Consider the following 11,633-nt stretch of genomic DNA (forward strand, 5'->3'; position numbering starts at 1 on the left):
GACGATTCCTATTATTAGAGGCTACAGGGAAAGTACCAATGAAATTAAAATTCATAGATATCAATATTGTGAGAAATGCTTTTTGGATGATTTCCGAAAAGATGGTGTCTATTCTGGGGGTCATTTTCATTACCGCCTATATGGCGAAATATATCGGCCCGGAAAGCTTTGGCAAGATCACCTTCGCTACCGCTATTTTCGCCATTACCCAAACCCTGGCGCTGCTGGGCTCCGACACCGTACTGTTCAAGCGGATCAGCCGCAACCCAGGCTCGGGAACCGCCCTCATGTTTTCCACCAACCGGCTGCGACAAGGCTGCTTTGTGCTGCTCTCTGCGGCAATACTGATTTACACCGGGCTGCGTGAAGATTTCATTACCTTTTATTTTTGCGCTGCCACCTTTATCGCCAGCTTCTTCTCGCTCAGAGACGTGTTCACCATTTATCACGACGCCCGGCTGGAATCACGCTTCAATACGCTGGCCAACGTCGCCGGCTTGGGCAGCGCTCTGCTGGTGCGTTATCTGATTGTTTATCTCGATCTGCACCTGTATTTCCTGGCGATCCCAATCGTGATGGTTTACTTGATCCCTTACCTGATCCGCCACCATATCTACCACCGTCGTTATCCGCGTTTTGTCGCCCCCAAGCGCGTGCGGCGTAAATATGTGCGCTATTTGCTCGCCAGCGGCCTGCCACTGGCGGTTTCCAATGTTTCGATCGCCATCTACACCCGGCTGGCGCAGCTGTTCCTGATGTGGTTCGTCTCGGCGCAAGCGCTGGGCATTTACTCGGTTGCCATCACCCTGGCGACCGCCTGGATGTTTGTTACCGACGCGGTGATCACTTCGTTTTTCGCCAAAATCTTCGCCTACCATCGCGATGACGCAATGCGCACCGCCGCCAAACTGAATGGGCTGGTGCTGGTCATCGCCGCCGCCATCGTGGCCGGTATCGTTTTGCTCGGCAAACCGGTCATCGTGTTGCTGTACGGGGAGCAATATTTAGCGGCTTATCCGGCAATGGGCATCTTGGCGATTTCTACTCTGCTTTCCGCGTTGGGCACCGTAGCCTACAAATACATTGTGCTGTTCTCCGGCTATGGCTTCCTGTCGAAGAAAATGTTCCTGGTGTTTATCATCAACATCCCGCTGTCGTACTGTCTGATCCGCCAGTACGGCATGATGGGCGCCGCTTACAGCACCCTGCTGACCGAGCTGTTGTCACTGACCCTGCTTAACTACTTCTTCCGCCGTGGCGCGGTATTGCAAATGCACCTGCGTTCTCTGAACCCCTGGACCTACCTCAGACGCCCCCAGCACGCCGGTTGAATAGGGGGTAAGGCCTCGGCCCACTGCCAAGGCGCTCCTGTGAGGGGCGTCATCAGCTCGACAATCCAGCCGCACATTTATCTGCCTGACAGGGTCAATTTATGGGATAGTTTGCGCCCGGTACATGCGAGGAAGAAAGTCGATATGGGTCTCCCTGACAGGCATATTATTATTGTGGGCGCAGGCATTGTTGGCGCGTCAATCGCTTATCACCTGGCCAACCGCGGGGTGAAGGTTACCGTGCTTGATCAAAACCACCCGGCTTCAGGCGCCACCGGCAGCTCTTTTGGCTGGATCCACAGCACGGTGAGCGAGGATGCGCCAGACGTGCTGCTCCGCCGCGCATCCGTGGCCGACTGGCACCGGCTGGAAAAAGAAGTCCCGGAACTTTGGCTGCATTGGGCCGGTGCGCTGAGTTACGACTCTGACACATTGGCAAGTCAGGCCAAGGAAAAAATGCTTGAACAAGCCGATATCGCCCGGCTCGAACCGGCGCTGAATACCCCGCCTCCACGAGCATACTTCGCAAAGCAGGACGGTGCCGTTGACCCTATCGATGCCACCTGCGTTCTGCTGGAGAAAGCCTGCAGCCTCGGAGCCGTATTAAAAACTCAGACGCCAGTCCTTGGATTCACCCGTGAAGGCAACGCCATTACCGGCGTTGAAACCCCGCAGGGTACATTCAACGCGGACTGTGTCGTGCTGGCCTGCGGGACGGGTATTTCTCCCTTGCTAAGCGCCATGGCAATCTCGCTTCCCGTTTCGGCCTCGCCGGCAATTCTGTTGCGCTATGGCACTCCGGATCGCGCCATCAACACTCTGCTGTCAGGGGATGATATGGAGGTTCGCCATGCCCGCAACGGCGATATTCTGGCCGCCGAAGATTACCCGGCAACGGGCGGCATTGACGAGATAGCTTCCGACGCCCTGACGGCAATCACCCGCCGACTGAAAGGAACGGGATCCGCACGCCTGCTCTGCCAATCGGTGGGACAACGGCCCGTCCCCGAGGACAAATGCCCCGTCATGGGGTTTATCAGTGAGGTTACTGGGCTTTATGTGGCCGTGATGCACCCGGCGGTCACCTGTGCCGCCACGGTGGGAAGGATGGTCAGTGAAGAGCTGATCGGTGGGAACAGCAGCGAAATCCCCGCGAGTTATCGACCCGCTCGCTTCAGCAATCCCAAACTAAAATGATCCTCGTATTGCCGCCATAGGTCGCTGAACCAGCCCTCATCGTCGCCGAGCCGGTTAATCAACGCCACGGCGGCGTCACACTGACGGCTGGCCATTGCCAGCAAGCCGGCATCGCCCTCCTCCAGTACACACAGCAGGCGCGCCATTTCCACCAGATACTGCCGGGCAAATGAGATGTCGTAATCGGCAATGTTTTTGCTGTTGTCGATCAAGTCACACAGTTTGATGGTCTGCGCCTGTGGGCAGGCCAACGCACTGTGGCGAAGATTGGCGTTTTTGCGGTGTATGCGCTCACCACCGTAGCTGCGGGTTTGCACATCCGTCAACATCTCCACATAACCCTCGACCGTCGGGCCGAACTCGCGGCGAATTTCTGCCAGCGTCACCGGGGTATCTTCCACCGTGTCGTGCAGCCAAGCGGCCGCGATCATTTCCGGCGTAGGATCCGCCTGCTGCAGCAGAGCCACCACTGCAGCCGGATGGATGATATAAGGTTCACCGGTAAACTTGCGTGTCTGATTGCATGACTGATGGGCCTCAGTGGCAAACCGCCGGGCCTTTTGCATTAAGTCCATAGAGATTCCTTATCTGAATGGCCTCATTTTAACGACTCTCGGCCGAGGTAAAGAGTTCGTTTGGTTATGAGTTATGCCGATTTTAAACACAGCGCCACCACCTTCGCCAACGGCAATGCGCTGAAAATCACCAACCCGATCGCCTGTGAAAAAAATACCACCCTGCGCACCAGCACCGGGCAGGCGTTGATGTCAGTTAAAAAATCCGTTCCGCCCCAGCACAGCGCGGCGGTCAGCCCCATCACGATATCCACTCGATGCTCCCGTCAGATTTTCGTCTCAAAAGTAAGCAAAATTTCACTTGTGGAACATCGATAGATTGGCAATATGGTTGAATGAAACTCAAGCTGAACGCTCAACCTCGCCTGCCGTCGCTGAAAGCCTTGCATACCTTCGAGGTCGCAGCGCGCTGCGCCAGTTTTACCGAAGCCGCGGAAGCGTTGAACGTGACGCTGGGGGCCGTCAGCCGTCAGATACGTCACCTGGAGAACGAATTGGGCGTGGAGCTGTTTCACCGCAAGGGCAATGCGGTAACCCTCAACGAGACGGGAAAACGGCTGGCGACCGACGTTACCCGCGCATTGACGCTGCTGCAAAAAGCCAGCGATCGCGCCCGGCCGGACAACAGCAAAGGCTAAAACTGACTTGTCCCCTGGGGATCGCCACTCATTGGTTGGCCACAAGCTTGCCGGCACTGCGCCGTGCCGATCCCGATGTTGCGCTGGGCCTGGATGCCAACAGCCGTCTGCTGCAGGCGGCCGATAAACCAGCGGCGTTCTGACACAGCACTTATTGCTCCCACAGGGGCGAAAAATCCCTCTATTTTATAATCAAATTTTTTGCTGCGAGACAAACCGTGGATAGACAACGCTACCTGCAACATATTGGATTCGCAGGCATCCCCCAACCAGACCTCCTGACGCTGCAACAATTACACCGTGGCCATATGCTGAGGGTTCCCTTTGAGAACCTGAGCATTATTTACCATCAGGGCATTCATCTGGAAGAACAGGCGCTATTCAATAAAATTGTCGAACGCAACCGCGGCGGTTTTTGCTATGAGCTGAACCGGCTGTTCGCCCTGCTGCTGAAAGACATCGGTTTCAAGGTGCATTTTATTTCCGGCGAGATCCGCGCCCGCGACGGCAGCTTTGGCGCACCCTTTGATCACATGGCGCTGATGGTAGAGCTGGATCAACCGTATCTGGTAGACGTGGGGTTTGGTGATTCCTTCCTGACGCCCTTAAAGATAACCACCACCGAACAACAGCCGCAAACCACCGGCACTTTCCATCTGGAACAGGAAGGCGACATCTACTATCTGGAACGCCGCAATGGCGACAACCGTTCGCATGCCAAAACCCTGTACCGTTTTACGCTGCAAAAACGCGAGCTCAGCGAGTTTGCCGACATGTGCGAATACCACAGCACCTCGCCGCAGTCACACTTCACCCAAAAGCTGGTGTGCTCCCACGCTACAGAAAATGGCCGCGTGACGATCAGCGAAAACAAGCTGATTATCACCGAAGATCACCACCGCCGGGAGTCAACGCTGCATTCGGAACAAGAACGCCGCGAAGCGCTGATGCGCTACTTTGCTATCGATCTGGACAACTGACACTCTGGATTAGCTATGCTCTGGCCCGATAGCGGCAGTATAAGAAGGGCTAAGCCGCCGGCAGGGAAATAACGCCACTTTCAACAGGGGAATATTTCCCCTATTTTTTATCTCCGCACCAATTAAATATTTACATCCTTCCGTCACCAGCCAAGTATAAGAAACAGACTATTGACAATTTAATTCACGCCCATGAAACCGACTTAATAATAGCAATTTATAAAATTTTACAATTGGCATATTATTTTGTTTATAAAGCGATTTTAACGATATATATCCCACAAAAAACATCCATGATAGCGCATGGCACTGATATATTGCGCCAGATAGGGTAGTCTTTATCTGGCAGTCGCAATTATTTAAACGACGTACCCCAAGGAGCTATGCATGAGTGACAATGAAAACAGCAAAACGCAGATTGATAATTTACGTGATGTGGTTTCTCAGCTGAAGGAAATGAGACACTATGCACAATCCAATACCGAGACGCTGTCTGCGCAATGGCTGGCTTTCGATCAGGGCGAATATAAACATAAGGAATTCGCCGGGGCCATTGGTGACTTGTTGAATAAACAGGGCGCCTGCCTTGAAGGGTTGGAAACAACCATTCAGGATATCGAGATAGAAATAAATCGTCTCGACAGCGAGACCTGATAATACGAATTTACGTTAACCCGCTTTAGGCGGGTTTTTATTATTCCGAGCGGCAAATTACCCGGGCGATATCTTTTGAATTATTCAAAGTGCGCACTTCGCCGAACAGCTCGGTCGCCTCGTCATATTCTTTACGCAAATAACCCAGCCACTGTTTGATACGCGCCACGTGATAAAGGCCGGTATCGCCCTGCTTTTCCAGATGAACGTATTTTTGCAGCAGTTGTACCACCTGCGGCCAGGGCATGCGCGGTTCGTTATACTTCACCACCCGACTCAGGTTCGGCACGTTAAGCGCACCGCGCCCCAGCATCACCGCGTCACAGCCGGTGGTTTGCAGGCAATCTTGCGCACTTTGCCAGTCCCAGATTTCGCCGTTGGCGATCACCGGTATGCTCAGGCGTTGGCGGATCTCGCCAATCGCCGCCCAGTTGATGCGTTCCGCCTTGTAGCCGTCCTCTTTGGTGCGGCCATGCACCGCCAGTTCGGTGGCGCCCGCCTGCTGGACCGCATCGGCAATTTCGAAACTGCGGCTGTCGCTGTCCCAACCTAACCGAACTTTTACCGTGACCGGCAGATGATCCGGCACCGCCGCACGCATCGCTTTGGCCCCCTGATAAATCAGCTCCGGATCTTTCAGCAGCGTCGCACCACCGCCGCTGCCGTTGACCAGTTTGGACGGGCAGCCACAGTTGAGATCGACGCCATAGGACCCGAGTTCAACCGCACGGGCGGCGTTTTCCGCCAGCCACTGCGGATACTGGCCCAGCAATTGGATACGCACCAAGGTACCGGACGGCGTGCGGCTGGCATGATGCAGTTCGGGGCACAGACGATAGAAAGACTTGGCGGGTAACAGCTGATCGACCACGCGCAGGAATTCGGTGATGCACAGGTCGTAGTCGTTCACTTCGGTGAGTAACTCACGCACCAAAGAATCGAGAACGCCCTCCATCGGAGCCAATAATACGCGCATGATTACCCCTGCTAAAAATGACGCGCAATGATACGGGCGAACACCCGCATCAGACAAGCATCCAGGGGAAGAAAAGCCGCCTAATTCAGACGGCGTATCGGTTCATCGGCGAGAAACGCCACGATGTCTTCGATCGCTTCGCGGAAATAAATGCCGTAGTTATCATCCGCCACGTAGCCCAGATGCGGCGTCGCCAGCACGTTGGGCAAACGGCGGAAGATATCGTCGAGCGGCAGAGGCTCGACTTCGAACACATCCAGCCCGGCCCCGGCAATCCGCTGGTTCTGCAAAGCGTCAATCAACGCGCTGCGGTCAACAATGGCTGCACGTGAGGTGTTGATCAGGTAAGCGCTATTTTTCATCGCCTGCAGTTCCTGCTGCCCGACCAGCCCACGGCTGCGCTCACTCAGCACCAGATGAATGGAAACAAAGTCGCTTTGTTCAAACAGCGCCTGTTTAGACTCCGCCAGAATCACCCCCTGCTGCGCGGCTTTTTCCGCCGTCAGATTTTGGCTCCAGGCCACCACACGCATGCCAAATGCCTGAGCTACCACCGCCATCTGGCTGCCAATCTTGCCCAGGCCCAACAGCCCCAGGGTTTTTCCCTGCAGCGTCACGCCCAGCGTCTGCTGCCAGGGGCCGTTATTACGCAGCCCGGCGTTTTCCGGCACGATATGCTTCGCCAGCCCAAGCAGCAGCGCCCAGGTCAGTTCCATCGGCGCCGCCGACCCGCTGGCGGTGCCGCAGACCACAACGCCACGTTGCGTTGCCGCAGCCAGATCGACAGAGGCATTGCGCATACCCGAGGTGATCACCAGCTTCAACTTAGGCAAACGCACCAACAGCGACGCCGTGATTGGCGTACGCTCACGCATGATCACCAGAATGTCGCAATCCTGCAGGTGCACGGCCAACTCCGCTTCGTCGGTAAAATGCTGGCTCATGGCAGATACCTCGACCCGATCGGCAATAACCGACCAGTCCGCCATGCCAAGCGCCACCTGCTGATAATCATCCAGAATTGCACACTTCAGTTTCATCTTCGACTCCGAAAAGCAGAGGCGGTCAATCAGCGCGTACGTCGATCAGCACCGGGCAGTCGGCGTTTTCAATCACCAAAGCGCTGTGTGAGCCTCTCAACAAACGGTTAAAGGGGGAAAGATGCCTGCGGCCCATAATGATCATGGCGGCATTCAGCTCCTTAGCCTGAGCCACGATGGTTTCCGCCGGCTCCCCGGCCACCACCCGCCCCCGCGCGCTGACGCCGGCATCCTTCATTTCGCTCAGCGCCTGGCGCACTACGGCCGCCGCTGCGCTTTCCTCATCCTGCGCGCAGCTAAAATCCGCCGGGTCTTCACCGACGGTAATGTCATAAGCGCCCGTCGTGGAATAGCTGAGATCCACACAGCATAGCACCACTACCGCCGCCCGTTGGGCCAACCCCTGTTCTACCGCCAGTGAAATAACTTTGCGAGCGGTGGCGGAGTTATCAACCGCGACCAACAGCGTCTTCATTATCTTCTCCCGTTAATCTCGCGATGCGCCTTTGCCAATCTCATCGATCAGCGCTTCTTTACACTTGAGGATCTCCTCGCGATAGCGAGCTTCGTTCTTGATTAAGCGGCTGCTGGGCACTAACAGGCTGATGGAGAAACGCCCGAGAATGGTGTCGATAGCCACCGCCATGGTGGATATGCCTTCCAGCGTTTCTTCCCTGTCGTAGGACAGGCCGGTGCGGCGTATTTCGGCCAGGCGTTCCATCAATCCCGGAAAATCACGTACGGTCAGGTCAGTCACCGCCTTATAGGCTTCACCCAGCAAATCCCGCGCCGCATCATCACTGTTCAGCGCCAGCAACGCGCGCCCGCCGGAGGTGCTGTACAGTGGCAGATTCATGCCGATGCGCGGCACTACGCGCAGTTCCCGATCCGCCACAATGTAGTGCACGACTGCCAACTGTAAACCGCTGGCTCGCCCCAGAGAAACCGTCTCGCCGGTGGCGTCGCTCAATGCCTGCAGCCAGGGGGTGGCAATCGCCACCATTTCTGTATGTACGCTGGCAATCAGTCGCAATAACGACGGCCCCAGGCGCACGCCGCCAGCGCCTCCTCGCACCAGTTGCACAGAATCCAACGCATTGACAATGCGCTGCACGGTAGAACGCGGCAGATCGACCACCGCAGCGATTTCTCCCAGGCTCATGCCGTTCGGTTTTTCACCCAACGCATCGAGGATCTTCGCCGCGCGAGTGATGACCTGAATACCACCGGTCTTTTCGTCATCACAACAGGTTGTAGGTTCAGACATTGAGGTTCTCTCCCTGACTTTTTGCCCACACTGTAACATTTTTTCATACCCTCAGGCACGATGTACCGCATTGCAATACAGCGAACCACAATGTAGCATGCATCACATTGTACCATCATGCAATACAGTGAATCGTTAGTTTCGTTTCCGGAGTCACGCTATGAATGTTCAGCCTGCGCCTGCCATCGCACCGCACCCTTTTACCTTGCGCCTGGCCTTAGGCCTGGTAGGGGTGCTGATTGCTGCCCTGACCTCAGGGTTGAACGATCGGGTAAGCGATCTGGCGCTGGCAGATATTCGCGCAGCCATCGGCATCGGTTATGACCAAGGCAGTTGGATCACCTCGTCCTACCAGGCGGCAGAGGTGGCCGCCATGATGGTTGCCCCCTGGTTTGCGGTGACTTTCTCACTGCGATGTTTTGCTCTGGTGATGGTCAGCGGATTCGCTGCGGTCGGCGTACTCCAGCCCTTGATCTCTGACCCCACGCTGTTTATTGCGCTACGAATCGTTCAAGGCCTGTTTGGCGGTGCCCTGCCGCCGCTGCTGATGACGGTCGCGCTGCGTTTCTTGCCGCCGGGCATCAAACTTTACGGCTTGGCCGCCTACGCGCTCACCGCCACCTTTGGCCCCAACGTGGCGGCGCCGTTGGCGGCACTGTGGACGGACAACCTGGGCTGGCAGTTTGTCTTCTGGCAGGCTATCCCACCGTGTTTCGTCGCCATGCTGCTGATAGGCTGGGGATTACCGCAGGATCCATTGCGTCTGGAACGTTTACGCCAGATGGATCTGTTCGGCATGCTGACCGGGTGCAGTGGTATTGCGCTGTTGATTTTGTCGTTGACTCAGGGAGAGCGACTCGATTGGTTTAATTCACCGCTGATCTGCCTGATGCTGCCGGTCTCTGTCGCACTGCTGGTGACGTTTTTGATTAACGAGTGGTTTCATCCGTTACCCTTGTTCAAACTGCAAATGCTGCAGCGAATCAACCTTTCTTACAGCTTGCTGACGCTGGCAGGCGTGCTGGTATTGGCGCTTTCCGGCTCGTTATTGCCATCTTTCTACTTCTCGCAGGTGGGCGGGTTCCGCACCGCTCAATTTGCGCCGCTGGCGCTGGCCATCGGCTTGCCGCAGTTGCTGATAGCGCCGTTTATCGCCGCCCTGCTGAATCTGCGGTGGATTGATAGCCGTTGGATGCTGACCGCCGGTGCCGCACTGATCATGGGTTCTTGTCTGCTTGGTATGCAGTTAACCGACGATTGGGCACGGCAAAATTTCTGGTTGCTGCAAATCATGCAGGCATTTGGCCAACCGATGATGATTTTATCGGTTCTGCTGACCTCCACCAGCACGGTGCTGGCACCGGAAGGCCCCTTCGCTTCGGCGATGTTTAACACAGTGCGCGGTTTTTCAAGCGTGGCGGCGGGCAGTCTGGTCGAAAATTTCATGAGTCATCGGGAAAAATTTCACTCCCAGGTGTTGGTGAACCGAGTAGGCAATCACCCCTGGCTGATGACCGCAGAGAATGCAGAACAGGCCAGCGGTGCCATGCCGCTGTTGCCGGACGGCTCGGTCAGTTCAGCGGAAAACCTCGGGCATTTTTCGACGCTGGTAAAACATCAGTCGGTGATCCTCAGCATCAGTGACGCCTATCTGCTGATCATTTGCTGTGCACTGCTGTTGGTGCTGCTGACCGTCTGGTTGCCGACGCGCGTCTACCCGCCGCAAACACTTTTACCTTTAGTTCCAAAAACATCAGGATCATAACCATGAGCTTTACTCCTGCAAAACGAACCTTAACTCTGGCGCTGCTGCTGGTCATCCTGTTGGCTATCGCTTTCTTTATTTATTCATCGCTTAACCGCCACCATTTTCGTACCGACGACGCGGTGGTGACAGCCGATTACACACTGGTGGCTCCCAAGGTTTCCGGCTATATCCGCAGCGTCAACGTGACCGATAACCAACAGGTTAAACCCGGCGAAGTGTTGGCCACTATCGACGACCGGGATTATCGCGTCGCGTTGGAAACCGCAGAGGCCAATCTGCAAATTAGCCAGGCCAAGCTGGCCAATATTCAGGCACAGCTGGAACAACAGCAGGCCAATATTGCCCAGCAGGAAGCCGGCGTCAGCGCCAGCCAGGCCACGCTCAATTACGCAGGGCAGAATGCTGACCGCTATCGCCGGCTGCTAAAAACCGGTACCGCTACCGCAGATGAGCAGCAAAAATCCGCCTCCGCAATGCAAACCGCCGCGGCACAGCTGAAGCAAAATCAGGCTGCCGTGGTCTCTGCACGCAAAGAAGTCGGCGTATTGCAGGCCAGCAGAAAACAGGCCGAAGCTGACATTGCCGCCTCACAGGCCAGCGTTGACCAGGCCCGCCTGAATCTTTCCTATACCCAAATCGTCGCGCCCATTGCCGGCACCGTAGGCCAGCGCGCCGTGCGCGAAGGGGCCTGGGTCTCTGCCGGTACAAGGTTGCTGGCGGTAGTGCCGCTGCAGCAGAGCTATGTCGTCGCCAACTTCCTGGAAACCCAGTTGGCCAATGTCTCCGCCGGCCAGCCGGTATCAATCCGCGTAGATGCGCTGCCCGGCGTAACGCTACGCGGTCATGTCGACAGCATAGCGCCTGCCACCGGCGCTACCTTTGCCGCCATCAGTGCCGATAACGCGACCGGCAACTACACCAAAGTGGTGCAACGCCTGCCGGTGAAAATTCTGCTGGAGCCGAACCAGGCTGACCTGGCACGGTTGCGGGTCGGTATGTCGGTGGTGCCGGAACTCGAAATGCGCTGAGGGATTTCGCCCCTCGCTTTGACGCGATCATCTGGATTTTCACGTAAAAAAAAGCCACCGTAAACGGTTAATGCCGGTCACTTAAGGTGACCGGCATTGTTTTTTATAGGATATTTTCGTTTCAATGATTTCAGTTCCCGGGGATACCTGCGCTCCCTTCGACCTGGTAGCACCAAACT

General features: G+C 55.9%; 13 protein-coding genes. 7 read left to right on the forward strand and 6 right to left on the reverse strand.

The window, feature by feature from the left end; all coding sequences use genetic code 11:
• Positions 1 to 38: 38 nt before the first annotated feature.
• Complete coding sequence (locus tag H5P17_RS03785; protein ID WP_182821343.1) at positions 39 to 1,331, forward strand: flippase; 1,293 nt, start codon at positions 39 to 41, stop codon at positions 1,329 to 1,331.
• 144 nt (positions 1,332 to 1,475) lie between these two features.
• Positions 1,476 to 2,528 (forward strand): FAD-binding oxidoreductase, encoded by a 1,053-nt coding sequence (locus H5P17_RS03790; protein ID WP_182821345.1) that lies wholly within the window; start codon positions 1,476 to 1,478, stop codon positions 2,526 to 2,528.
• On the opposite strand, the gene H5P17_RS03795 is transcribed toward H5P17_RS03790, so the two are convergent.
• The gene (locus H5P17_RS03795) at positions 2,489 to 3,103 is read right to left on the reverse strand and encodes an HD domain-containing protein (protein WP_182821347.1); all 615 of its coding nucleotides are present in this window, start codon (positions 3,101 to 3,103) and stop codon (positions 2,489 to 2,491) included. The genes H5P17_RS03790 and H5P17_RS03795 overlap by 40 nt on opposite strands.
• A 71-nt stretch (positions 3,104 to 3,174) precedes the next feature.
• Positions 3,175 to 3,357 (reverse strand): hypothetical protein, encoded by a 183-nt coding sequence (locus tag H5P17_RS03800; RefSeq protein ID WP_255477853.1) that lies wholly within the window; start codon positions 3,355 to 3,357, stop codon positions 3,175 to 3,177.
• A gap of 81 nt (positions 3,358 to 3,438) precedes the next feature.
• Here H5P17_RS03800 and H5P17_RS26790 point away from each other — a divergent pair, with 81 nt between their 5' ends.
• From H5P17_RS26790 to H5P17_RS03815, 3 genes are all read left to right on the forward strand, one after another.
• A complete protein-coding gene (locus H5P17_RS26790; protein ID WP_269321557.1) occupies positions 3,439 to 3,741 on the forward strand; it encodes a LysR family transcriptional regulator in 303 nt (100 codons plus the stop codon).
• A 218-nt stretch (positions 3,742 to 3,959) separates the two neighbouring features.
• Complete coding sequence (locus H5P17_RS03810) at positions 3,960 to 4,721, forward strand: arylamine N-acetyltransferase (protein ID WP_182821349.1); 762 nt, start codon at positions 3,960 to 3,962, stop codon at positions 4,719 to 4,721.
• Between the two features lie 387 nt (positions 4,722 to 5,108).
• The gene (locus H5P17_RS03815; RefSeq protein WP_182821351.1) at positions 5,109 to 5,375 is read left to right on the forward strand and encodes a hypothetical protein; all 267 of its coding nucleotides are present in this window, start codon (positions 5,109 to 5,111) and stop codon (positions 5,373 to 5,375) included.
• 40 nt (positions 5,376 to 5,415) lie between these two features.
• Here H5P17_RS03815 and dusC read toward each other — a convergent pair whose 3' ends face one another.
• The 4 genes from dusC to H5P17_RS03835 form a co-directional block, all read right to left on the reverse strand.
• Positions 5,416 to 6,351, reverse strand: coding sequence for a tRNA dihydrouridine(16) synthase DusC (dusC, locus tag H5P17_RS03820; protein WP_044548992.1), 936 nt, complete (start codon positions 6,349 to 6,351; stop codon positions 5,416 to 5,418).
• Between the two features lie 80 nt (positions 6,352 to 6,431).
• A complete protein-coding gene (locus tag H5P17_RS03825; RefSeq protein ID WP_182821353.1) occupies positions 6,432 to 7,391 on the reverse strand; it encodes a D-2-hydroxyacid dehydrogenase family protein in 960 nt (319 codons plus the stop codon).
• A 25-nt stretch (positions 7,392 to 7,416) separates the two neighbouring features.
• Positions 7,417 to 7,866 (reverse strand): universal stress protein, encoded by a 450-nt coding sequence (locus H5P17_RS03830; RefSeq protein WP_182821355.1) that lies wholly within the window; start codon positions 7,864 to 7,866, stop codon positions 7,417 to 7,419.
• 12 nt (positions 7,867 to 7,878) lie between these two features.
• A complete protein-coding gene (locus H5P17_RS03835) occupies positions 7,879 to 8,658 on the reverse strand; it encodes an IclR family transcriptional regulator (RefSeq protein ID WP_182821357.1) in 780 nt (259 codons plus the stop codon).
• Positions 8,659 to 8,818: 160 nt separating this feature from the next.
• Here H5P17_RS03835 and H5P17_RS03840 point away from each other — a divergent pair, with 160 nt between their 5' ends.
• Both H5P17_RS03840 and H5P17_RS03845 read left to right on the forward strand, forming a co-directional pair.
• Positions 8,819 to 10,423 carry an MFS transporter gene (locus tag H5P17_RS03840; RefSeq protein WP_182821359.1) on the forward strand — a complete coding sequence of 535 codons (1,605 nt, stop codon included), beginning with the start codon at positions 8,819 to 8,821 and terminating at the stop codon, positions 10,421 to 10,423.
• 2 nt (positions 10,424 to 10,425) lie between these two features.
• Entirely contained in the window at positions 10,426 to 11,454 is a 1,029-nt protein-coding gene (locus H5P17_RS03845) for an HlyD family secretion protein (RefSeq protein ID WP_182821361.1), read from the forward strand.
• Positions 11,455 to 11,633: the final 179 nt, after the last annotated feature.

This window comes from Serratia sp. OS31 (genome assembly GCF_014164835.1).
Classification (GTDB): Bacteria; Pseudomonadota; Gammaproteobacteria; order Enterobacterales; family Enterobacteriaceae; genus Serratia; species Serratia liquefaciens_A.

Bases quoted from the DNA above. Each gene is read 5' to 3' on its own strand.
- H5P17_RS03785 (WP_182821343.1), top strand. From the start codon at position 39: ATGAAATTAAAATTCATAGATATCAATATTGTGAGAAATGCTTTTTGG.
- H5P17_RS03790 (WP_182821345.1), top strand. From the start codon at position 1,476: ATGGGTCTCCCTGACAGGCATATTATTATTGTGGGCGCAGGCATTGTT.
- H5P17_RS03795 (WP_182821347.1), bottom strand. From the start codon at position 3,103: ATGGACTTAATGCAAAAGGCCCGGCGGTTTGCCACTGAGGCCCATCAG.
- H5P17_RS26790 (WP_269321557.1), top strand. From the start codon at position 3,439: ATGAAACTCAAGCTGAACGCTCAACCTCGCCTGCCGTCGCTGAAAGCC.
- H5P17_RS03815 (WP_182821351.1), top strand. From the start codon at position 5,109: ATGAGTGACAATGAAAACAGCAAAACGCAGATTGATAATTTACGTGAT.
- dusC (WP_044548992.1), bottom strand. From the start codon at position 6,351: ATGCGCGTATTATTGGCTCCGATGGAGGGCGTTCTCGATTCTTTGGTG.
- H5P17_RS03825 (WP_182821353.1), bottom strand. From the start codon at position 7,391: ATGAAACTGAAGTGTGCAATTCTGGATGATTATCAGCAGGTGGCGCTT.
- H5P17_RS03830 (WP_182821355.1), bottom strand. From the start codon at position 7,866: ATGAAGACGCTGTTGGTCGCGGTTGATAACTCCGCCACCGCTCGCAAA.
- H5P17_RS03835 (WP_182821357.1), bottom strand. From the start codon at position 8,658: ATGTCTGAACCTACAACCTGTTGTGATGACGAAAAGACCGGTGGTATT.
- H5P17_RS03840 (WP_182821359.1), top strand. From the start codon at position 8,819: ATGAATGTTCAGCCTGCGCCTGCCATCGCACCGCACCCTTTTACCTTG.
- H5P17_RS03845 (WP_182821361.1), top strand. From the start codon at position 10,426: ATGAGCTTTACTCCTGCAAAACGAACCTTAACTCTGGCGCTGCTGCTG.